General features: G+C 38.0%; 10 protein-coding genes. All 10 read right to left on the bottom strand.

Translation table 11 applies throughout. The annotated features are described in order from the left end of the window. Window positions 1-14 precede the first annotated feature (14 nt). The 10 genes from K5G00_RS20370 to K5G00_RS20325 all read right to left on the bottom strand — a co-directional run bounded on the left by K5G00_RS20370 (window position 15) and on the right by K5G00_RS20325 (window position 24,469). Window positions 15-2,354 carry an ABC transporter permease gene (locus K5G00_RS20370; protein WP_238768083.1) on the bottom strand — a complete coding sequence of 780 codons (2,340 nt, stop codon included), beginning with the start codon at window positions 2,352-2,354 and terminating at the stop codon, window positions 15-17. Between the two features lie 16 nt (window positions 2,355-2,370). Next, a complete protein-coding gene (locus K5G00_RS20365) occupies window positions 2,371-4,749 on the bottom strand; it encodes an ABC transporter permease (RefSeq protein WP_238768082.1) in 2,379 nt (792 codons plus the stop codon). Window positions 4,750-4,803: 54 nt separating this feature from the next. Then, the gene (locus K5G00_RS20360) at window positions 4,804-7,278 is read right to left on the bottom strand and encodes an ABC transporter permease (RefSeq protein ID WP_238768081.1); all 2,475 of its coding nucleotides are present in this window, start codon (window positions 7,276-7,278) and stop codon (window positions 4,804-4,806) included. Between the two features lie 67 nt (window positions 7,279-7,345). Beyond that, entirely contained in the window at window positions 7,346-9,748 is a 2,403-nt protein-coding gene (locus K5G00_RS20355) for an ABC transporter permease (RefSeq protein WP_238768080.1), read from the bottom strand. A 14-nt stretch (window positions 9,749-9,762) separates the two neighbouring features. Then, a complete protein-coding gene (locus K5G00_RS20350; protein ID WP_238768079.1) occupies window positions 9,763-12,084 on the bottom strand; it encodes an ABC transporter permease in 2,322 nt (773 codons plus the stop codon). A 20-nt stretch (window positions 12,085-12,104) separates the two neighbouring features. Then, window positions 12,105-14,471 carry an ABC transporter permease gene (locus K5G00_RS20345; protein WP_238768078.1) on the bottom strand — a complete coding sequence of 789 codons (2,367 nt, stop codon included), beginning with the start codon at window positions 14,469-14,471 and terminating at the stop codon, window positions 12,105-12,107. 327 nt (window positions 14,472-14,798) lie between these two features. After that, a complete protein-coding gene (locus K5G00_RS20340; protein WP_238768077.1) occupies window positions 14,799-17,123 on the bottom strand; it encodes an ABC transporter permease in 2,325 nt (774 codons plus the stop codon). Window positions 17,124-17,196: 73 nt separating this feature from the next. After that, window positions 17,197-19,533 (bottom strand): ABC transporter permease, encoded by a 2,337-nt coding sequence (locus tag K5G00_RS20335; protein ID WP_238768076.1) that lies wholly within the window; start codon window positions 19,531-19,533, stop codon window positions 17,197-17,199. A 50-nt stretch (window positions 19,534-19,583) separates the two neighbouring features. Then, window positions 19,584-21,953, bottom strand: a complete 2,370-nt coding sequence (locus tag K5G00_RS20330; RefSeq protein WP_238768075.1) for an ABC transporter permease — start codon at window positions 21,951-21,953, stop codon at window positions 19,584-19,586. Window positions 21,954-22,153: 200 nt separating this feature from the next. After that, on the bottom strand, window positions 22,154-24,469 hold the full coding sequence (locus K5G00_RS20325; RefSeq protein WP_238768074.1) for an ABC transporter permease: 2,316 nt from the start codon (window positions 24,467-24,469) through the stop codon (window positions 22,154-22,156). Window positions 24,470-24,491 lie beyond the last annotated feature (22 nt).

The following is a 24,491-nucleotide window of genomic DNA, read 5'->3' as shown; positions in this document are numbered from 1 at the left end:
TTTGGGGTAAAATACTACTCATAACGTAAAGCCTCAACCGGATTCCTCGTAGCCGCCCTCCAACTTTGCCAACTAACCGTTAACAACGCAATTCCCAGTGCCAGCAGTCCGGCCAGAGCAAAAATCCACCAGCTTATTGTGGTTTGATAGGCGAAATTCTGTAGCCAATTATTCATAGCATAATAAGCTACAGGTGTAGCAACCATAAAGGCAACCACCACCCATTTCACAAAATCTTTGTTGAGCAAAGCCAATATTTCTGAAACTTTAGCTCCATTTACTTTTCTAATGCCAATTTCTTTAACTCTTTGCTTAACTACAAATACCATAATACCCCATAAACCCATACATGAAATTAAAATAGCCAGAATGGAGAAAAATGTCATTTGTGAGCGTAAAGTGCGTTCCTGCGTATACAACCGGGCAAAGTCATCATCCAAAAAATGATGCCAGTAAGGAAAATCCGGATTTAGAGATGTTACGGTTTTTTCAATAAAATTAAGTGTTTGCGTCATGTTTGCAGGACTAACTTTTACAAATAAATACCTCATATTTTCAAATCCCATTTCCGGAATAAACATCAAAGCACCTATCTTTCGGTCGAGTGGTTTAAAATGAATGTCTTTGATAACGCCTGTTATTGGAATTTTTATTCCCTGATCTTCAAGAATCAGTATTTTGCCCAAAACATTTTCACCGGAGGCAATCATTTGAGCAAAAGTATTGTTGATTACCACCCCTGGCCTGTCAGATTCAAAAAAGTCGCCCTGAGCCATTTTAATTCCAAAGGTTTTGCTGAAATCTTTATCGGTTTCAATATAGGTTACCTGCGGGTCAAAATTGGCATCTTTGCCGTCCCAGTCCCAACCGCCGCCATTCCAATAAATGCCAACGGGAGAATTAGTGGCAAAGGAAGTACTTACAATATTGGAGTTTTGATTCAGGGTCTGCTGAAGTACATCGCGTTTATCGTACAATTCACCATCCAGCCGGATGTATAAAAGTTGTTCTTTATTAAATCCAAGATTTTTGTTTTGCAGATACCTTACCTGTTTGGCAGTAATCATTAAACTGGCGATAAAAATGATAGCCAGGCTGAACTGAGTCGCCATAATAACAAGCCGGAGCTTTTTTACACTAATTTTTTCGCTTATTTTTTCTTTTAACGAGTTGGTTGGTGTAATCGACCTGATCGTTAATGCCGGGACAAATCCTGAGAGCGTGGAAAGCAGAAACACACAAATCAGTACTACCGAAATAGTAAAGCCGGTAAGCAATGGAGCTCCTGTATTTGATTTATTAATTAGATGAAGCAAATAAGGTTTTCCCGCATAAGACATCATTATGCCGATAAAAAGTGCAAAAAAAGTTTGCAAAAAAGTTTCGGCAAATAGCTGAAGGCTTATGTGTTGATTACTGGCGCCATTTATTTTTTTAATTCCAAACTGCTTGATTCGTTTAAAAACTTCGGCTGTTTGCAGATTAATAAAATTCAAACAAACCAACAGCGTAACAATGATGCCAATTAACGACATGGTGCGAACATTCTTTTGGTGTCCCCATGCTTCCAGATGAAGTTTTGCAAACGGATATAACTGTACTTTATCTTTCGATTCAGGGTTTGATTGCTGAATGCGATCATAAAGCTTTTTATTAACCTCGTTATATGAAATTCCGGGCTTCAACAAAGCATAAGCCTTGAAACTTAAATTATACCAGGTATCCAGATAACCCGGTTCAGTTTCTTCAACAAGTTCAATCGGAATCCAAAAATCAAAATTAATACTGGAATTTTTGGGTATGTCTTTGTAAACGGCTACAACCGTAAATTTATCCTTGTTATCAATGATTATTGGTTTCCCGATAGGATCTTCATTGCCAAAATATTTGGTAGCCATTTTTTGACTCAAGGCAATAATGTGTGTTTCATTTGTTTTTTCAGGTATTTCTCCCAGAACCAGAGGGAATGAAAACATATGAAACAAATTGGGTTCCGCCAGTTGTACGTCTTCATAGTTTTTGTTATTGCCGTATTCTACCAGCATATTTTCGGTACCATTGCGTACCAGGGCGGCATTTGCAATCTCCGGGTATTCATTTCGAAGTGCTTCCGGAATGGCAGGGACCGATTCATGCCAGCCTATCGAATTGTTGGTGGTTGGCTCAATGGTAAAGACGCAATACAGGTTTTCAATCTGCTCATGAAACTGGTCATAAGCTTTTTCTTCCTGTACAAAAAATGCAATGGTAATAATCACGGCAAATCCTACTGATAACCCAATAAGGTTGATCAGCAAGGATTGTTTAAGTTTTAAGCTATTCCGAATTAGTCGTTTAATTTTATTGATAAACATGGCTTTATTTGTTTAATTATTCATATCGAAGTGCCTCAACCGGGTTTCGCGTTGCAGCTCTCCAGCTTTGCCAACTAACCGTTAACAACGCAATTCCCAAAGCCAGCACACCGGCTAAAGCAAATACCCACCAACTTAAACTGGTTTTGTATGCAAAGTTCTCGAGCCATTTATTCATTGCATACCAGGCAATCGGTGTTGCCATAACAAAAGCAATGAATACCCATTTTACAAAGTCTTTGTTGAGCATAGATAATATCTCTGAGATTTTGGCGCCGTTGACTTTTCGAATACCGATTTCTTTTACACGCTTTTCTACCATATATGAGACTATTCCAAAAAGCCCCATTACCGACAGGAGCACAGAAAGCAAGGTAAGTACAGCAAAAACTTTTACAGAGTTGCTTTCCTTTTTATAAAACTGAGTCAGTTCCTGATCCAAAAAGGAATAGGTAAATGAATGCTCAGGTTCATATTCAGACCATTTCGATTCAAGAAACTTCAATGTTTTCTGAATATTTTTACTATTTATTTTTACCGAAATTTTACCGTAACCAATCACCCCCCTTGCCAAAACCAGAGGTCCTATTGACTGGTGTAACGATTGAAAGTTGAAATCCTCAGTAATTCCAACAATTTCACCCCAATCTGTATTGTACATCCTAAATTTTTTCCCAATGGGGTCTTCACAATTTAATTGTTTGGCTAGTGTCTCATTGATAATAAAAGCCTGAATATTTTTATTTTTGATTATATCTGATGAAAAGTTATTACCTCTGGCCATTTGGATACCGTACACGTCAATAAAATCATTGTCAACTATTATATAGTTTGATTTTTGTCGTTTATTTTCCGGTTGTCCTTCATACGCATAACCATTTCCCCATTCATCCTGAGCAAAATCAGTATTGGAATAGGTAACCCCTTTTATTAATGGATTTCGGAGCAAATCTTCCTTTACAACATGAAGGTGCGCCGATATGTAATCGTTTGAAGGCAATATCACCGTAAGGTCGGGGTTATAACCAAGATTTGTTGAGGCAATATAACGTACCTGTTTGTTAATCATAACGAGTGAAACAATAAGTGCAATGGCAATTCCAAACTGACCAATGGTAAGCGACATGCGTGTTTTTTCACCCTTGTTACCGGGGGTGAATTTGTTCCGAAGGGTTTCTATTGGAGTGAGCGACGACAATATAAGTACAGGATAGAAACATGCCAACAATACAATAAAAATGCATATTGCCAGCATGAACAAGGCTGCATAGTACCATTTATTTATAAGTATATGTTGTCCCCTAACGAAGAAATTTTCAAAGATAGGGGTTGTAAAGTGAAGAAAAACAGCTGCAAAAATTGAGGAGACGACCAATAGCATAACAGTCTCAATAATAAATTGAAAGATTAATGCAGTTTTCCCTGAACCTATAATTTTTTTAACACTTAATTCCCGGTGTCTTTTTGACAAATTTGCTATTGAAAGATTGACAAAATTTGCGGAGACAATGATGAGGATCAAAAAGGCAGTTAATAGATAGATGGTCAGGTATCGGTTATCGTATTTAAACCAGTTTATACTTTCATGACTAATGTGAACAGACTTAAGGTGTACATCTGAAATTGCCTGTAATTCAAAAGTGACCTCATTTCCCATCTTTGGCATGTGCCTTTCAACAAAAGCCTTTAGCTTTTTATTAAGAGATGAAGGTGGAATATCAGATTTTAATAGAACGTATGTAGAAGCAATATGATTGTAGTCGTTTTCAATGTTCCAACCAGCTTCTCTTTCTTTCATTGATAGCAGCATGTTGAACTGAATGTGTGAGTTTTGAGGGAAAGTTTTTACTACTGCTGTTACTAAATAACTTTGGTCATTTTGGTTTTTAATTGTTTTACCCACCGGATTTTCATTCGGGAAAAATTTTTGTGCAGTATTTTCTGTTATTACTGCAGTGTAGGGTTGACTAAGTGCATTTTCAAGACTTCCTGCTACTTGGGTGAAAGTTAGAATCCTGAATATTTTATTATCAGCATACAGTACATTGTTAATCTCAATATTCCTTTCTTCTGCAGAAGCAACAAAGTTGGAAGCCCACGATAAAGAGGTTGATGCTTCGATTTCCGGAATTTCCTTTTCGAAGACGTTAACCATCCATTCCGGAATAGACGAGCTGTAGGAGATTTCCTCTCCCGGGAAATAAGTTTTTTCGACTATCCTGTAGATATTCTTTCGTTTTTGATGAAAATTATCAAATGATTTTTCATGAATGACCCAGAATGATACCAGAAGTACAATCGTTAACACAATCGAAAATCCGATTGTATTTATAATGAAATAGTTTTTATCTTTTAAAAAGAATCGAATAGTTTGTCTTAAGTGTTGTATAACCATAACTTGTTAGTTGCTGTTGTTTCGTTTTTTTTCATATCTGAGCACTAATTAGTGTCACTCATATCGAAGTGCTTCAACCGGATTTTTTGTTGCAGCCCGCCAGCTTTGCCAGCTTACTGTCAGCAATGCAATTGCTAGAACCAAAATTCCTGAAGCAGCAAATACCCACCAACTTAAACTGGTTTTGTATGCAAAGTTCTCGAGCCATTTGTGCATTACATAAAATGCTATGGGGCTCGAAATGAGGAAAGCAATAATGACCCATTTTACAAGGTCTTTATTTAGCATTATCATAACTTCCGAAATTTTGGCTCCGTTTATTTTACGAATACCAATCTCTTTTGAGCGTTTTTCGCTGGAATACAAGGCCAGTCCAAAAATGCCTAGGCAGCTGATAATGATAGTAATTATTGCAAACAGATTTATTAAATTCGATGCATTTTCCTCGCTGGCATAGTTCGCTGCGATTCTGTCTTCAACAAACTCATATTCATAATATTCGTTCTGAAAGATGGATCTCCAGGTGTTTTCAGTATATGCCAGCACATTACGAATTTGGTTAAAGTTACTGTTGCCGGTGTTATTATCTGTAACCATTCGGATTCCGGCAACTCGCGAACGATTCAATTTCTGTATTAAAAAGGCTGGGCGTATTTTGTTATGAAACGATTCGTAGTGATAATCTTTTACTACTCCGCATACTGTGTATCTTCTGTTTCCCCCATCAAAATAGGTTCTAACTTCTTTGCCCAGGGCATCAACCGGCGATGTGAAATTGAATTGTTTGGCGAGTTCCTCGTTTATGATTATACTCCTAGAGGAATCTCTCAGTTTGAAATTCTCTCCGGCAACCAGCTGTAATCCGTAGGTTTCCAGATAGGATGTGTCGGCAACTGCCCGATGCGCTGTAAGTGTAATACTGTTTCCGTTTGAAAATGTGGAAATGTCATTAAAATTTCCTGCATCCTGGGCCGGATGAGAATTGGTAAAGCTAACATCTTCAATCGACGGGTTTTCCATTAAAGCAGATCTAAATCGTTTCATCAAAGTCTCGTCGTCTGTGGGTATGGGTACATTAAACACAGCCACTTTATCAAATCCCATATCAGAATTTAAAAGAAACCGGTACTGCCGGTACAGAGAAATTGTTCCGATTATCATTAACAACGAAATCGTAAATTGCACAATTACCATACTTTTTGTAAAAGTTGCCACGCCTTTTTGAGAAATTTCAAATCCGCTTTTTACTAAATCCACCGGCCGTGATGCGGACAACAGCAATGAGGGATAACCGCTGCTTAACAAGGCGACCAAAATAACAAATGCCAGCAGCACCAAAACCGTGATAAAATTAAACGGCGGAGCAAAATTTTGCGGAATTCCGAATAGGTTATATAAAAACAGAATAGCCAATTTGCTCAGCAGCAATGCGAAAAGTATTGAAAAAGTTGTAAGAACCACTGACTCGCCAAAAAACTGGAATACCAGATGCCAGCGTTTACCTCCCATTATTTTTCTTACTCCCACTTCGCGTGCACGGTATTTCGACCGGGCCAGCGAGAGATTTGCGTAGTTCGCACAGGCCATTATCAGCAAAAAGAGCCCGATGAATCCGAGAGTAACAATCGTATCTTTGCTTACAATCCTGTTATTGTAGTTGGTAAACCTGGTGTCGTAATGTATATCGCCCAAGGGCTGAAGTTTAAATACCCGGTTTTCAGCAATTTCTTTGGAAACGTGCTGAGCATGTATTTCACTAATTTTCTGCTCAATCAAATCTTTTTGTGATGGATTTTTGAGTACCACAAAACATTCCTGTCCTCCCAGGCCACCCCAGTCATTCGACATGCCCGGAAACATTCTTTCCAGCGAACTGTTGGAAATGTACATCTGGAACGGGAAATCGGAGTTGGTTGGAATATCAGTTACCAAACCGGAAATGGAAAAAGGGTGGTCGAATATTTTCAGCGTTTTGCCCACAGGATTTTCGTCTCCAAAAAGCCGGGTGGCAAGTTGCTCGCTTAAAACAACTGAAAATGGTTCAGAAAGTGAGGAGGACGGAGCGCCGTAAATCCATTCAAAGTCTTTGTTTTTGAAATCGAATACATCAAAATAGGAAGGGGTAGTAAAAACTGCGCGTTGGTTTTCCAGTTTGAAAAGTTCCGTATCGTTTGCGTTCGATTCATCGGGAACTCCAACTAATAGTCCACCCTGCGGATAAACAGGAACCACGTTTTTAAGTTCAGGAATTTCATCTTTTATTGTACCGGGAAAAGCACCATAAACCGCATTCCGGTATTCAAATTCCCCTGCTTCCAGCCCCAGTCCCAGCCCTTTTGTTTGCCTGATAATCCGATAGGTAGTTTCCGCATTTGTGTGATATTTGTCGAAACTAAGTTCATAATATATTTTGGTAAAAATGACCAACCCACAGGTAAGGCTGACAACGAGCCCCAAAATATTGATAAGTGTACTTTTATAATTCTTCATTAAATTTCTCAGGTATGATATAATAAGTGATTTTAACATCTTTAAATTTTTAAGTTTATCATTTGTTCTCAAACTTTGCCCCCTCGGGGGAAGTTAAAGAGTGCTTTTATTCATAACGCAATGCTTCCACCGGATTTCTCGTTGCAGCCCTCCAGCTTTGCCAGCTAACCGTAAGCAACGCAATACACAATGCCAGCACTCCGGCCAAAGCAAAAATCCACCAGCTTAAACTGGTTTTGTACGCAAAATTTTCGAGCCATTTGTACATGGCATAATATGCCAGAGGAGTGGCAATCACGAATGCAAAACCTACCCATTTCACGAAATCTTTGTTTAACATTGTTATCACTTCTCCAACCCTGGCACCGTTTATTTTACGAATACCGATTTCTTTTTTGCGTGTGTTGACCGTCATTAAAGTTAATCCGAAAAGGCCTATCGAAGATATTATGATGGCGATAATGGCTGCATATCCTATAATTTGGCTCCATCGCTCTTCGTTCTGGTAGCGATTGCTCAACTGCTCATCCCAGAAATTAAGGTCGAGTTCTTTATCCGGGGTGATTTTTTTCCAGGTATTCCTAATAAATGGTAGCAATGATGCCAATTGTTGAGGTTGGTATTTAATAAAAATAAAATTGCCCCTGTTTAAATTATTTGTCTGTTGGCGTAACATTAGTGGCATTATTTCTTCTTTCATAGAATCGTAATGGAAATCTTTGACTACACCAATAATCCTGTAATTTTCTCCACTCATCATAATGGTGCTCCCGATTGCATCTTCATTCCTTTCCAGGGCAGCAAGAAGTTTTTCATTCACGATAACAGAGTTGCCATTGCTACTCAATTCATTAAAGTTGTTTCCTGCAACAAGCTTTAAACCAAGTGTTTCGATATAGTTGTTGTCAACGTTTAATATCCTTGTTTCAATGTTGTCCCCATTGCTTTTTCTAACTCCGTCAGATGATCTTCCTCCCGTATAATCCCGGTCTGTAAATGTGAAATCTGAAATTCCGGGAAAACGTGCCAATTGATCACGCAAGGCTGTTTTTTCACTGGCGCTTAAATGGTAGGTACGAAGGTTAATAATGTTTTCTGACGGAAAACCGAGGCTCACATGTTTCATGTAGTTGGTTTGACGGATAACCGATACTGCGAGGATAATAAGTAAAATAGATAATCCATATTGCAGCGTGACGAGAATCCGGGTAACATTGTTCCCTTTTCCATGATGGAGCTTTTTAGATGGTAATAAATTGGGTTTAATATTGTTTAGCTTAAATACAGGTGTAATACTGGTTGAGAAAGAAATAAGGAGTAAACACCCAACAACAAAAAGAATAACTTTGGGAAGATGAATTAAATTGATGAAAATTTTATTGGGCGCCAATGTTTTAAAGGTTGGTAAGAGCAGGTAACAGAGAACAGTGCCAAGTGTAAATGCAGTAAAAGACAATATAAGACTCTCTGAAAAGAAAATGCCAAAAATATTTATTTTCCCTGCGCCCAGCGTACTGCGAATTCTAACTTCACCTACTTTCCGGAAAACCTGGCCAAGAGTTAGCATAATGAAATTGCCGGATGCAATAACCAGGATTAATAATCCGATAGAAGAAAGAACATATAAACTTGTTTTGTTATTGTTGATTTCATAATCAGATTGAAGGGCAGAAAGGTGAGTATCCTGAAGGTTTATAGTAAAAGGTTGAAAAGGCTTATCTGTATCGGCAAAAGCCTTGTAACCTTTAAAACGTTCAATCAATTCCTGATTGTAATCCAGAACAGCTGCACTGACTTGTGCCTCAATATTTGCCAGGTTGCCAATTTTGCTTGTTTGGTAAAAAATGGTGGAGTTTCCAACCATATTGCGCGATGTGGAAAAATGTTCTTCATATTTATAGGGAATTAATGCGTTAAACTGAAGTGTCGAATTTTTAGGAATATCTTCCATTATTCCGCTGATTACAAAAGGTTGGTTTCCGGTATTCATAAATGTAACCGTTTTCCCCAACAGCGCTTCAATATCGTGATTGCCAATTGTACAAAGTTTTTCTGCGAGGCTTTTGGTGATTACCACTTCATCCGGATTTTTTAGCATTTGATTTGGATTACCGTAAAGCACCCTGAAGCTGAACATATCAAAAAAGTCAGGTTCGGTGATACTTAACGTTTCCTCCAGGGTTTGGTGTTCAAAACTCATGGTTTGTTTTTGTGCGCTTCGGTATGCAGTGCTGTATTTTACTTGTGGAACTTTTTCTTTTAGTATTTGTGAAAATTCCGGATTTAAAAGTGTTGAGTTGGTCGTGCCACCATCAACCCATTTTATAGTGTAGTTAATCCTGAAAATATTGTTTTTGTTTGCATGGAAATTATTATAGTTAAATTCCTGCGTCACGTAAAGAAAAATCAGCAAAAGGCAGGCAAACGCAACAGACAATCCCGTAATTGTAATTATTGAGTTTGTTTTATTCTTCAGAATGTTCCGAAATGTATATACTATATTCCTCATAACTTTATGTTTTTTTATTCATACCGCAACGCTTCCACCGGATTCCGGGTGGCTGCTTTCCAACTCTGCCAACTCACGGTTAGCAGCGCGATTCCCAATGCCAGCACACCAGCCATTGCGAAAATCCACCAACTTAAATTGGTTTTGTAGGCAAAGTTTTCCAACCATTTATTCATAGCAACCCAGGAAATTGGCGTAGCTAAAACAAAGGCAATTCCTACCCATTTTACAAAGTCTTTATTAAGCATTGCGAGTATTTCCGATATTTTGGCGCCATTGACTTTGCGAATGCCAATTTCTTTTATCCGGTTTTCAACCATGTTTAAAACCAATCCAAGCAACCCCAGGCAGCATAAAAACATAGCTAATCCTGCAATTATACTTATTGAATCTGCAAGCTTTTGTTCCTTAGTGTACTGCTGCGCGATTAAGTCATCGTAGAACTGGTAGTTGAAAGGATATTCGGGGAAAAACTTTTTCCATGATTGCTGAATATCGGATATGGTTTGTGGTATATTGGTTCCGTTTATCCGGATGGTAACATTCGATATATAGTTGCTCAACGGCCTGAACATAACACCGTCTATCTCCTGATGCATCGACATGCTATTAAAATCTTTTATTATTCCTATAATTTGGCTGTCGCCCATTTTTTCATTAAGCGGCTCGCGGAAACCACTTTGTTTGGCCAGCTTTTCTGTTACGATACACACATTTTTGTCTGAATCAAAAAAAGTTCTTCCGGCAACTAGTTTCATGTCCAAAACATTAAAAAATGCTGTATCGCAATCAATATGATTGTATTTTACGTCGCGGCCATTTATTTCCTGATTACTGAAAGAATGAATGCCCAGTGGCACTCCTTCTGACAAAGCCAGTTTTAAAATGCCGGCATTCTTTAATAGTTCATCGGCATAGGTTTTTATTGTTTGTGTGTTTTTTACAGAAAAATGTATGTTTTGCTTAATAAGATAACTTGTTTCAAACCCGGGATTTTTGTTCTTTACGTAATTGATCTGTTTAAAAATCATCAAAACAGAAGCTATTAAGGCAATGGCCGCCGTAAACTGAAAGATTAGTAATATTCTTGAAAATGAGCTTAGCCGTATTTGCCCTGCTAATTTTTTTTGAAACAAGTTAACCGGGTTGGTTCCTGAGAACAACCATGCAGGATACAGTATTATGATGATGAACAGAACAACGATAATGCCGGAAAACGGTATTAAGTAAGCGAAATTGGTTAAAATATTCAGCTGGATTTCTGCTCCTGTAAGCCGGTTAAAATAGGGAAGTAAAATAATGGATAAGGCAATGGAAATACAAAAGGATAGCAAAATTACTAGTCCTCCAGACATAGTATAATACCAAAACATGTTATTCCTGTGGGCGCCGTTAACTTTAAGAATGCTCACCATTTTTGATTCCTTATTCAAATTCGATAAGCTGAGGTTGATATAATTAATTCCGGCAATAATTATTACGATTAACGTAATCAAAAATAAAAGCCAGGTAAGCGGCTTGTTAAGATGATTGATGTGTTCGTCTCTGAAATCATTATTGGTGAAAATATCACTCAGGGGTTGCATTTCAATATTGGGTGTGAAGCTATACCAGGGGAAGTTGTAGGTTTCTTTTATCTGAGCAGTAACACTTGCAACATCTGCTTTTTCATTCAATAATAAATAATAGCTGAAAAGTTTGACTTTCCAAGTGCCGTTTTGGTTACCAAAGTTTCCTCCGGTCCAGGGCAGATTCTCTGTAGATAACGAAACAATTGCATCGGAATTAAAATGTGATTTCTCCTTTCGATCTTCAATAACGCCTGAAACGTACGCGGTTGTAATCATATTTATTTTAACCGGTTTTCCAAGGGGATTTTCATTGCCAAACAATGTCCCGGCCAGCGATTTTGATAAAACAATTTTGTTTGGAGCATCAAGAAGATGTGGTTTGGAGCCCATAACAACAGTGTGATCGAATATGTCGAAATATGATGAGTCGGCTATTACAAGATTATTGATTCTCAACACGATATCATTTGATGTTATCATTGAGCCAAATATGTTAACACGACAAACTTTATCAATGCCACTTACATCGGTCGACAACGTGTTGTAATATTTTTCATCAAGCCGAACCTGATCTTTTGGAGTGTTTACAAGACGGTAGATCCTGTCGTATTTGCTTTGATGTTTATCGGAACTTATTTCGAAAGAATAGTAGCCAGATGTTAATATGACCAATGAAATACACAAAGAAAGGCTAACCACAGAAAAAATCAGAAATTTTTTTTGCCTTATTAAGGCCCGGATAACCAGTTTTAAATGATTGTTCATTGTTGATTCAATTTGTTTAACTACTCATACCTCAGTGCCTCCACAGGGTTCCTCCTCGCTGCTTTCCAGCTTTGCCAGCTAACCGTTAGCAGCGCAATACCCACGGCTAACATGCCTGCAATTGCAAAAATCCACCAATTAATTTCGGTTTTAATGGCAAAGCCTTCCAGCCAGCGATGCAAAGCAAACCATGCAAGTGGTACGGCGATGATAAACGAAATGACGACCCACCTTAAAAAATCACGGTTTAATAAGCTAACAACTTCTGTTACCTTGGCTCCGTTTACTCTTCGCACTCCAATTTCTTTTATCCTGCGTGAAATAACATAGGATGAGAGTGCGAATAGACCGATACAGGAAAGCACAATAGCAACGATTGAGAACCAGGCAATAATTTGGTTTATTTTTACATATTCTTTATACTGTTCGTTTAGTTTGTCGTTGGCAAAAAAACAGGAGATTGTTGATTCAGGCTGTGTATTTTCCCATTTGTCTTTCAAAAGATTCATAATCTGTAACCCAGCACCGGAACGTGTTTTTACGGAAAGATAACCCCAGTTGGAATAATTTTCCTGTTCCGAAAAGATATGCGCTACCGGCTGCATTTCATACTGTGCCCCCTGATAAGCAAAATTTTCAACCTCCCCGATTATTTTATTTGGCGTACCCGACTTAACACTTTCATGCAGAATTTGATCTTCAACACTATTGTAACCCAAAACCTCCATCGCTTTCTGGTTAAGTACAAAGGTGCGGCTGTAATCACGTGTTTCATCTGTGAATCCTTCGCCATCGACTAACTTTATGCCAAAAGTTTTAAAATAATCCCTTCCTACGTACGCTTTCCTGAGATGAATACTTTCCACATTACTTTCGCCTTCAGGATAAAATGTATTATAGTTTTGGTTATAATTCGCCGGAGTACACTGCGAAAAACAAACCGATTCCACAAACGGACTCGATTTTAGCTCATCGGCAATTCGCTTAAATTTCAAAGAGGCAGCGTCCAAATCTTTGTATTCCCAACTGCTCAATTCTGCTACAACCACGTTTTCTCCATCAAATTTTGGATCGTGGTTTACCATATATTGAATTTGCTTTCGAACCAAAAATGTACCGGAAATAAGAACAATGGCAATAACAAACTGTACTACAACCAGCGAATAACGGACCATTCCAATTTTCCCACCTTTAACAGTCTGTCCCTTTAAACTTTCCATTGAGTTCATCCTTGACCAGAACATGGCCGGGGCAAATCCTGAAAGTAATCCTACAAGCAACCATATAAAAAATAATACAGGGAACAGCAACTTATTTTGCGAGAAACTTAAGTAAAGCCGGGTATTGTATAGCTGGTTAAATTCAGGAAGGAAAAGCGCAGCCAGGAAAAAACCAATAACTAGAGCTACAAAACTTACCATCAGGGATTCTGTAATGATCTGACGAATCAAAAAACCTTTCCCAGCCCCAACCACTTTTTTAACACCAATTTCCTTTGTACGTCCCAAAGAATTGGTAATAGTGAGATTGATGAAATTCACCATGGCAATACTCAAAATACCCAGTGCAATTATGCCTAAAATAATAATCAATGTTTGGTTCGACTCCTGTTCTGCATGATAATCTCTAAAAGCCAGCAGATTCATTTCAGGTTTGCTGTTGCCTCCGGTCAGAAAATTATCTTCAGCGATTTTCTGCATCTTACTGTGAATGGTTTCCGGTTTTGTACCATCCTTAAGTAAAACATAAGTCATTGAGAATGTATTATACCAGTCATGCACCTGTTTTATCCATGGTGAAATTTCTTCACCGGTTTCATAGGAAGTAACAATATCGAATTTTATGGAGGAATTTTCAGGAATGTCAACCACCCCGTTAACATTCAGATAGGTATTACCGAACTGTACCTGAAGCTTTTTTCCAATTGCAGAATTATCTCCAAAATATTTCTCAGCAAATTCCCGGCTTATAACAGCATTGTATTTTTGTTGAATATCATCTCCTGTTCCTTTTTCCACAAAAGGAAAAGTAAATACCGAAAAAAAACCGGTATCTACATACTGAACATTTTCCAGAAAAGCATTCTCACCATAGCTCAACCTGTATCCATCCCAGTCAAAAATCCGTGTTCCATTTACCACCTCTGGAACCTGTTCCATCATTGTTGACAACATCAGGCCTTTGGTTTGAATCCCCTTTCCTTCGCGAACCCGGTATATATTTTCCAGATTTTTATTGAAGTGATTGTAGGTAATATCGTTATAAACGTACAGAAAGAGAATAAGAAACGAGGCAATGCCAACGCCCAACCCCAACACATTTATTAACAGGTAATCCTTCCTTTTAAGTAAAAAGCGGAAGCTGTTTTTGAATTGTAATAAATTCATAATAAGGGTGTTATTGTGATTAATTACAATTCCTTCCTGAATGATGGATTAAAATATCTGCGTTATTTACTTACATCTTTAGTCTCTCCGACTATAACTTCTATAAAACAGGAAGGAATTTTTTACATATGTAATTGTTTTCATTTTTTAAATCCCAGAAACTGTGCCAAGCATTTAAAGCGTTGTGTATCAGTTTTTTTTTGGTGGCTGTGTTTATTGCTACTGTCTAAAAAATTAACACTCAATGTCAAAAGATTTGTCATTTTCTCCGGCGAAAGTGATTTTTTAAATTTGCTTAGACAGGTTTTGCTCAAAGTGAAACTCTTACTACTCATATCTCAACGCTTCTACCGGATTCCTTGTAGCCGCTCTCCAACTTTGCCAACTAACGGTTAGCAATGCAATTCCCATAGTCATCACTCCGGCGAGGACAAATATCCACCAGCTTAAATTTGTTTTATACGCAAAATTTTCAAGCCACTTATTCATTGCAAACCATGCTACCGGACTTGCCAGAATAAATGCTATCAGAACCCATATTATAAAATCTTTATTGAGCAGGATGAGTATTTCCGACACTTTGGCACCATTTACTTTTCGTACACCAATTTCCTTGGTGCGGTTTAAGCTAATAAGAAAGATTTGCCCCAAAATTCCCATACAGGTAAGAACTATTGCTACAATGGAAAAAAAAGTGATTGACTGGGCCAGTTTTTCTTCTTTCACATACATTGCCTGGAACTGGTCGTCGTAAAAGGCAAATTCCATCGGTTCATCTGGCAGTAACTTTTTCCAGATTTCTGTTATCTGCTGTATTTGCTGTCCCGTATTTCCGGGAGCCAATCGCAGCGAAAGGGTATTAAAATCATGATCGGGTTCGTACAGCAAAGCCAGAGGCTCGGTTTCATTATGCAAGGATTTTACATTAAAGTCCTTAACAACACCAACTACATTGTAGCCGGCACCGTTGTTGTATTTTTTGTTTTCGATGCTTTTCCAGCCAAACTGTTTAAACGCTTTCTCGTTTACCAAACAGGCTTTATTTTTATCTCCTGGTAAAAAATTTCTTCCGTCCAGCAATTGTATTCCCATCGTTTCCAGATAATCTCCAGCAATGCTGATACAGTTCACCTTAAAATTATTATCCTCTATGCCACTGCCCATACTGAGTTGAATCCAGCCCGGGTATCCTGCGCTTAAAGTACCATCAATCACGAATGGCAGTTTTTTCGATTCCTCTTTTAATATCACCGGATTCCGGAGCGCATCAGGCAGTTCAAGTCTTACAAGTTGTTCTTCGTTAAATCCTAAATCGTAATGTTTTACATATTGAAGTTGTTTGAATATGAGCATTACAACAGCAATCAAGGCAATCGAAACCATTAATTGAAAAGTGAGCATCGCTTGTTTCCCGATTTGTTTCCCTTTTTGATTGCGTCCTCCTGATAAAAACTCTGTAATCCTGAACCGGGATAAAATATAAATGGGAGCCAGGCTGTTTAAAAGGATGATGGCAATTAAAGTTCCTGAGAATACAGGGGCAAGTTGGGTAAAGCTGATGTCAGACAGGTGGATCTCTCTCCCAAATAATGTTTGAGAATAGGGTAGTAAAACGGTTGTTAGCAGAGCCGAGATTATGAGTGAGATAAGAACTCCCAAAGTAACTTCAATAAACGAATCCATCAGCAACTGTGAGCGATCGGCTCCGTTGGTTTTGTTTATTCCAATTTCTTTCATTTTTGCATATTGCATTGAAATGGTATAATTCAGGTAATTGATGCTTGAGAGGAGGATAATTAAAATGGCGATGGAAAGAAACACAATCAGTATTTTGGGATTTCCTTTGGCATGAGCACTTTTAAAAGTCAAAGGCGAGAGGTAAATATCGGACAGGTTTTGTAACGCCAGGCTATCGGTGTTTGGATTGAACTGACCGATGGTTTGGTTTAGTTTCTCTGCAAAGTAAACCGGGTTGGTTTGATTCTTTAATAAAAGAATATGATTGGTGGGATTGATACATTTGCCATCGTCGCATGACATCGACATGCGGAATTTCTTGTTTTCAGCATTAAGCAGTAATTCGGCCTTGAAACTTGAATTGTCCGGAATATCTTTTATTACGGCTGAAATCGTGGCAGAGAAAAAGTCATTAACCAAAGTTTGCCCAAGGGGATTTTTGTCTCCGTATAACCGTTTTGCTACCGATTCGGTTATTACTGCCGAGTTTAAATCGCTGAAAGGTTTCTCAGATAAACTTGCAATAACCGATGTGGAAAAAATATCAAAAAAGCTGTTTGAAGTACCAATAATATGATTGATTGAGGTGTAAGCCCTGGTTTCTTCATCTTTTATAATCAAAAGAAAATTCGATGAATATTCCATCGGACAGGCATTTTCAATTTCGGGATACTGTTTGTTGAGAATAGGGTATAATTCATAATCGAGGTTACACATGTTTTGTTTGGCATCGTAAAGCTGGTATATATCGTTATAATCTTTGAAATGTGTATTTACATTGTGTTCGGCGTTAAAAAATAGTCCGATTAGAATACACGCTGTAAATCCGATTGAAAAACCTCCGATAATTAAGGCAGAGTAAAGCCTTTTTTTCAATAAATTCCGTATTGCAAGTTTGATTTTAAATCGTATCATTATTTGATTTTTTTGTTTTCCTTATCTTAATAAAAGTGTCTCTTCTTCAGACGATGGCCCCGAATGTTCGGGCTTACTCATACCGTAATGCTTCAACCGGATTTCTTGTAGCCGCTCTCCAGCTTTGCCAACTAACCGTTAACAAAGCAATTCCCAGTGCCAGCAACCCGGCCAGAGCAAATATCCACCAACTAAGGCTGGTTTTGTAAGCAAAATTCTCCAGCCATTTATTCATTGCGAAGTATACAATGGGTGAGGCAATTACAAATGCTACGATAACCCATCTGACAAAGTCTTTATTCAGCATGGCCAATATTTCAGAAACTTTGGCACCGTTAACTTTGCGGATGCCAATCTCTTTTGTTCTTGTTAAGCTGCTCAGAAGAATCTGCCCTAAAATCCCCATGCAGGTTAATGCAATAGCAATAAAGGAGAAAAATGTAATTGATTTTGCCAGCTTTTCTTCCTTCACATACATCGCCTGAAACTGGTCGTCGTAAAATGTAACATTCATGGTTTCATCAGGAATGAGTTTATCCCAGATATTTCGAATCTGTTTGATTTGTTGTCCAGTATTTCCCGCGGCCAACCTTACTGATAATACATTGTACTGTCCCTTCTGAGTATCGTAAAGTAAAACCGCCGGCTCAATGTTTTGATGCAACGATTTTACATTGAAATTTTTTGCTAATCCGACTACTTCGTATCCACCTTTAATCCTGTTATTGAATCTTTTTCCTTCAAGATTCTCCCACCCGTATTGTTTGTATGCTTCTTCGTTTATTATACAGGCTTTCCCTTTATCCCCGTCTAGGAATTGCCTGCCTTCCAAAAGTTCTATTCCCATGGTACGCACAAAGTCATCGTCAATAAAAATGCAGTTAATATCGAAACTGTTTTCGCCGGTGTTGCTCCCCATGGTGTTGTTTACCATTCCCGGACAGCCAAAGCTTAATGTGCTGCTTTTTGCAAAGGAAAGCTTTCCGGTTTGCTGTTTTAAAACCGTTAAATTCGGATTGTTAAACGGAAGATCGATTTTTACCAGCCTCTCTTCATTAAAACCCAGATCAAAATGTTTGATGTAACTAAGCTGTTTGAAAATAACCATAACGATTGCGATTAGAGCGATAGAAGCAGTCAGCTGAAATATTAAGGTCACCTGTTTGCTGATCTGTTTTCCTCTTCGTTTTCTTGAACCGGAGAGGAAATCAGTAATATTAAACCTTGAAACAAGATAAACGGGCGCCAGGCTATTTACCAGGATTATGATGAACACAATACCCATAAAGAAAGGTAATATTTTTAAAAAGTCAAGGCTGTGAATATGAAGCTGTTTCCCAAACAATACTCCAGTAGCGGGTAGCAATAGAATTGCTAACAAAAAAGAAAAAATCACCGAAATCAAAATTCCTATCGCAACTTCGGTAACCAAATAGGCAACAAGCTGTTTCCAACCTGCCCCAACAGTTTTATTTATCCCTGTTTCTTTTAATTTGGAATACTGAATTGAAACCACATAATTCAGATAATTTATACTCGACAGCGCTAGAATAAGAACTCCGATAAATAGAAAAATTGTTAGCATTTTACTATTTCCCTTAGAGTGAGTGTCGTACTGGGAAAGAGAAGAAAGATAAATAGCGGATAAATTCTGCAATTCCGGATCTTTCAATTCAAAATCATAGTTGTTAATGGTTTGCTGAAGCCTTGCTGAAAATTTGTTTACTTCAGTACCTTTTCTGAGCAGAAGAAAATGGTGTGTGAGAAAAACACAAATTCCATTATTACAGGTTTTAGAAAGTCGAAAATCTTCATTTTCGCTATTTAAAAGGATTTCGGCTTTAAAGGTTGAGTTCTCGGGCAATTCCTTTATCACGCCCGTAATAGTAGCTTCCAAATAATTAAAAATGGTGAGAGATTGTCCAACCGGATTTTTGTCACCATACATTCGTTTGGCAACCGTTTCAGTAATAACTACTGAGTTATGTCCTGAAAACAGCTCAGCCGATAAACTTGAAATAATTTGCGGCTGGAAAATCTGAAAAAAATTGTTGTTTGTGCTGATAATGTTGTCCACCCGTGTGTCAGTATGTGTCTGTTTGTCAACCACCGAGATTTCAAATCCGCTAAGATAATTTACCGGACACGCGATTTCTATTTCCGGATAATTTTCTGCGAGAACCGGAAACAATTCATAATCAAGGTCGAAATCTTTTTCGCCTTTGTCATAGAGTCGGTAGATTTGTTTGTAGTTGGCGAAGTCTTTGTTTACGCTATGCTCCGAATTATAGTACAAGCCAATTAAAATGCAGGAGGCAAACCCTATCGAGAAACCCCCGATGATGAGGATGGAATAGAATTTATTTTTTAGTAAACTCCGAATAGCCAGTTTTAAATTTAAAAGTGTCATTTTAAAATTTTTTTATTTAATTTTCATGCTTCCGGTACGAATAATTCGGATCACTCATATCGTAATGCTTCGACCGGATTTTTTGTGGCTGCCCGCCAGCTGTGCCAGCTAACCGTTAATAAAGCTATACCCAGTGCCAGCAATCCGGCCAGGGCAAAAATCCACCAGCTTAAATTGGTTTTGTATGCAAAGTTTTCGAGCCATTTGTTCATGGCGTAATATGAAACAGGTATCGCAACGACAAACGATACAGCCACCCATTTTATAAAATCCTTATTGAGTATTGCGAGAATTTCAGAAACCTGAGCTCCGTTTACTTTGCGGATGCCGATTTCTTTGGTTCTCATTTCAGCAATAAAAATGGAGGTGCTAAACAAACCCAAACACCCGATAAAAACAGACAACATTGTTACCAGAAGAAATACCTTACTAAATTTTCGGTCTTCTTTGTAAAGATTGTTTAATGTTTGGTCGAGAAAATGGTACTCAAAAGGCCAGCCGTTGGCAAAGTCATTCCAAACAAACTCTATTTTGCCGAGTGTATTTTGCAACTGTTCGCCGTTGTTAGCCTGCAGGTTTAAATACAAAATTTCCAGGTTTTCCGGTTCAGAGCAAATAAAACCAATGGGGCTGATGGCATGGTGCAAAGATTCGAAATTAAAATCTTTAACTACACCTATTATTTCACCCGATGCCTCATCATAAGAACTTATGTGTGCATTTTTTATGTTTTCTATTCCGTATGTTTTGATTGCTGTTTCATTAAAAATATGTTCTTTTTCGTGAATAGAGGAAGAACGAAAATTTTCGCCGTCAACGATTTCTATCCCAAAAAAGTCAAAGAAATTTTTATCTACCCTCATGGCTTCATACCCGATACGTTTTTCTTCACCGTTGTTGTTCAGCGACATGCCCCAACCCATTTCCGACTTGCCCAGTGCCTGTGAAGCCATTGTTATGCTGGTAACTTCAGAAATACCAGAAAGCTCCTGTTTTATGGTTTTTGCCTGTTCGGCCATTTTTTCATGTAGCGGAAGGTAAACAATATTGTCCTTTTGAAATCCCATGGAGTGGTTTTGCATAAAACTGTTTTGTTTGTTAATTATCAGTGAAGCAATAATTAAAGCAATGGAAAGCGTAAATTGAATCACCAGCAAAGCGTTCCTGAGATTTTCTTTTTTCCCCGTAGTGTTACTTTTTAAAATTTCAAATAAATTTTTTTGATGAAAATAGGAAGCAATAAAAACAGTTGAAAAGAAAAGAGTAAGTGTAACAATACAAAGTCCGGTAACCAGTGTATTGATTTTTAAAAAGCTTGAAAAACGGAATGATGAATCAAATAATTGGTTTAGCAGCGGAAGCGAAATCATAATCAAGAGAGCTGCAAAGAAAAGGGTGATAAAAAGTACCGGAATAATTTCAGTTATAATTCTGACTAGCGATTGGCATGTGCCTGCACCCATAACTTTATGAATCCCTGCATCTCGCGATTGTTTTATTTTTTGCGCTGTGTTCAGATTAATAAAATTGATAAGTGCCAGCAGAAATACAATGATCATTACTGTACCAAGTATTTTTACTCTTCTCATACTGCCACTCAACAATACATCACTGTGTTGTTCCGAAAAGTATAAGTTTTTATATGATTGTAAAAAGATTTTTCCCTTGTCCTGTTTTGCCCAGTCGGGAGCGGCAGATTGAAAGGCCGTGTTAAGCTGGTTTTCGATATTTGTTTTAGAATGGGCGGAGACCAGAGAAACAAAAACTTCATAACTTGTTTGCCCCCAATGGTCGGTTTTGTACCAGGCAACATTACTCTTCAGCGCCATAACAGGGATTATCGCGTCAAATGTCATTAAGGCTTCAAGTGGTAAATCTTTAATAACTGCAGCCACATTAAAATCCATTTCTCCAAAGCTACTCGTCCTGAATTTTAGCGTTTTTCCCACCACATCAATCTTACCAAATATTTTCAGTGCTTCGGTTTTTGTTAAAATGATATTATCGTCAACTGCTAAAGTACCATCAAGAGCTCCGGCAATTATTTCATAATTAAATACATCAAAAAAGTATTTATCAGCATAAAGAATCTTCCCTGCGTTATACTGTTTTTTATCCACTTCGTAGTAACTTCTGTCCGACCATTCTTCATGGGCTTTTGTGATACCCTTTATTTCCGAAAATTTACCGGTGAATTCTTTGATACTGCGTGATGACCAGTAGTTACCTTTCTCTGCACTAAGCTTGTATAAGTTTTGGTAGTTTTCTATTGATTTCCCCCGATTTAGTTCGGTGAAAATAAATGTGCTTAAAAAAAGTGTCAGGGCGAAGGCCACACTTAATCCCAGCACATTGAGCAGCAACTGCCGCTTACCTTGCAGCAGCTGCCGAAGAATTAGTTTTATTGAATATTTGAACATGGCTAATATAATTTGAATTATTCTTACCTATATACTTCAACTGGTTCGCGTTGCTGGGCACCTGTTTTGCCAGTTTACAGCCCCCATATCCCCGTAAAGGTGACTTTGAGCCAGTGTATATTTTAGTATCTCTTTATCAATATTGTTTTTTCCAATCTCGCAAATTCCAGTTTCTCCCTTTGAGGAGCTTAGGAGAGGCTTTACTCATATCGAAGTGCTTCAACAGGATTTCGTGTTGCAGCCCGCCAGCTTTGCCAACTTACGGTTAGCAGTGCAATTCCCAGAGCCATTAATCCGGCCATCATAAATATCCACCAGCTAACATCGGTTTTGTATGCAAAATTTTTCAGCCATTTATGCATGGCGAACCAGGCAACCGGAGTAGCAATAACAAAGGCAATAAGTACCCAAATCAAAAAATCTTTGTTAAGCAGGGTGACGACTTCCGAAACTTTTGCGCCATTTACTTTTCGTACGCCAATTTCCTTTACCTTCTGCTGAATATAATACAGCGACATGGCGAAAATTCCCATTGAAGAAATAATAATGGAAAGCAATGTAAAAGCCCCAATTAGTTTTGAGCGTTTAACTTCTGTTGAATACCACTCGTCAACACTGGAGTCGACAAACCCAAATTCCATTGGTTCCCCCCCTGTAAGAGATGCTTGCTTTTCCCTGATTCTTTTTACCGTTTCAATAATGTTGGCATCACTTATTTTAACTGCGATACTCCAGGGGAAATCTTCGTTAGTCATTTGCCGGATAATAGCCGGGCCAATCTGTTCGTGTAACGACCTGAAATTAAAATCTTCAACAATTCCTAAAACAGGAATTTCCTTGTCATAATATTTGAAAGAGCTTGGGTTTTCGTCTAATGCCAGTAAATTTACAGCTGTTTGATTAATCCATACGCCATTTTTTGAGTAGGCCACTCCAGTTTCATTTACCTTCAAACCAAAAATTTTGAGGTAAAGACTATCGCCCCTGAATTCCTGAAAACTAACCGGTTTATCGTTATAGTTAAACGACTGGTTATTTCCGCCATCAATGGGCATTCCCATACAGAAGGAAGCTTCTTCAACTCCGGGAATCGATTTTAGTTCGTTGCGAAATGCTTCTCTTTTATTGGCTTCAATGGTGTTATCCATCCAAAAAATATTGTCTTTGTTAAATCCCATGTCGTAATTCTGCATAAAATTCGACTGTTTTGTAATGGTTAAAGTGCTTACCAATAAAACAATGGCAACCGTGTATTGGAAGGCAATCAGTATTTTAGAATAACTTTTACGGGTTTTAAATGTAAAGCTGCCTTTTACTACTTCAACCGGATTAAATTTATTTGTCACCAGTGCCGGGATAATTCCTGATATCAGGCCCGTTGCACTAATGATTAAAAGCGAAGAAAGGACAAAAGCAACGTTAAATTGATTGGTAAGATTGAGATCCGTGTCCATTTGATTGTTAAAAAAGGGTTCTGCAATTAATGCCAGAGCTATAGCTATTAAGGCAGCAAAGAAACTTAATGCAACAGATTCTGATATTTGTTGATAAACCAAGGCACCTTTTGAACTTCCAATCAACTTTTTAATGGCAATTTCTTTGCTGCGATTCCCGGCCTGTGCTACCGTAAGATTTATATAATTGATAATGGCAATCACCAGGATTAGTATAGCAATTCCTCCAAACAACAGTACCGAACTTTTGTTATTTTGCCGGATTGCCGTCCCCCTGGAATTACTAAAATAAACGTCAGTAAGGGGCTCAAACTCGAGTTCTTTCGAAAAGCCTTGTTTGTACATCCAGTAGTCCTTTTTAAATTGCTCAAGAATTACAGGTGCTTTTGAAGGTAAATCGGTTCCTGCTTTCGCGAGAAAGTAGACTCCAAATGAACTATTGTTATTAGTGGTAAGAAGTTCCGGATAATTCCAGAACTCAGCCAGCATATTAAAAGTAATTATTGCATCAAACTTTTCAAATTGAGTATTTTGTGGCATATCCTTAATAACTCCGGAGACGATAAACGATTTGTCATTCAACCGGAACGATTGCCCTACCGGATTCTCGCTACCAAAGATTTTATGGGCAAAGGTTTCCGAAAGAACGGCTTTGTCTTTGGTCTTTAAAACTTCACGAGGATTGCCTGAGATTAAATCAAATGAAAACATAGTAAAAAAGGCGGAGTCCGCTAACAGATAGTTCATGCGTGTTTGCTCATCTCCCGGGAAAACTGCATTCCCCGACATATTTTTTATACGCGTGTAGGCCTCTACTTCGGGCAACTGATTTTTGATATATTCACCGGTGGGAGCACCAAAAGTGGAACCCTCTTCCCGGTAGAGCCTGTAGAGCCGATCTTTGTTTTTATGAAACTGATCAACAGAAAGTTCCTGTTTTATATAAACCGTTAACAATAACACAAACATTAGCGATACAGCAAAGCCTGATATGGTGACAAAACTGTATAGTTTATTCTTGCTTAGAAATTTTAAAAAGGATCTTAATGAATTACGTTTCATAAATACTGTTTCTAAATGTTTT

It is taken from the genome of Maribellus maritimus, from assembly GCF_022267315.1.
Classification (GTDB): Bacteria; Bacteroidota; Bacteroidia; order Bacteroidales; family Prolixibacteraceae; genus Draconibacterium; species Draconibacterium maritimum.
This window is presented reverse-complemented; position numbering and strand designations above follow the sequence as displayed.

Bases quoted from the DNA above. Each gene is read 5' to 3' on its own strand.
- K5G00_RS20370 (WP_238768083.1), bottom strand. From the start codon at position 2,354: ATGTTTATCAATAAAATTAAACGACTAATTCGGAATAGCTTAAAACTT.
- K5G00_RS20365 (WP_238768082.1), bottom strand. From the start codon at position 4,749: ATGGTTATACAACACTTAAGACAAACTATTCGATTCTTTTTAAAAGAT.
- K5G00_RS20360 (WP_238768081.1), bottom strand. From the start codon at position 7,278: ATGTTAAAATCACTTATTATATCATACCTGAGAAATTTAATGAAGAAT.
- K5G00_RS20355 (WP_238768080.1), bottom strand. From the start codon at position 9,748: ATGAGGAATATAGTATATACATTTCGGAACATTCTGAAGAATAAAACA.
- K5G00_RS20350 (WP_238768079.1), bottom strand. From the start codon at position 12,084: ATGAACAATCATTTAAAACTGGTTATCCGGGCCTTAATAAGGCAAAAA.
- K5G00_RS20345 (WP_238768078.1), bottom strand. From the start codon at position 14,471: ATGAATTTATTACAATTCAAAAACAGCTTCCGCTTTTTACTTAAAAGG.
- K5G00_RS20340 (WP_238768077.1), bottom strand. From the start codon at position 17,123: ATGATACGATTTAAAATCAAACTTGCAATACGGAATTTATTGAAAAAA.
- K5G00_RS20335 (WP_238768076.1), bottom strand. From the start codon at position 19,533: ATGACACTTTTAAATTTAAAACTGGCTATTCGGAGTTTACTAAAAAAT.
- K5G00_RS20330 (WP_238768075.1), bottom strand. From the start codon at position 21,953: ATGTTCAAATATTCAATAAAACTAATTCTTCGGCAGCTGCTGCAAGGT.
- K5G00_RS20325 (WP_238768074.1), bottom strand. From the start codon at position 24,469: ATGAAACGTAATTCATTAAGATCCTTTTTAAAATTTCTAAGCAAGAAT.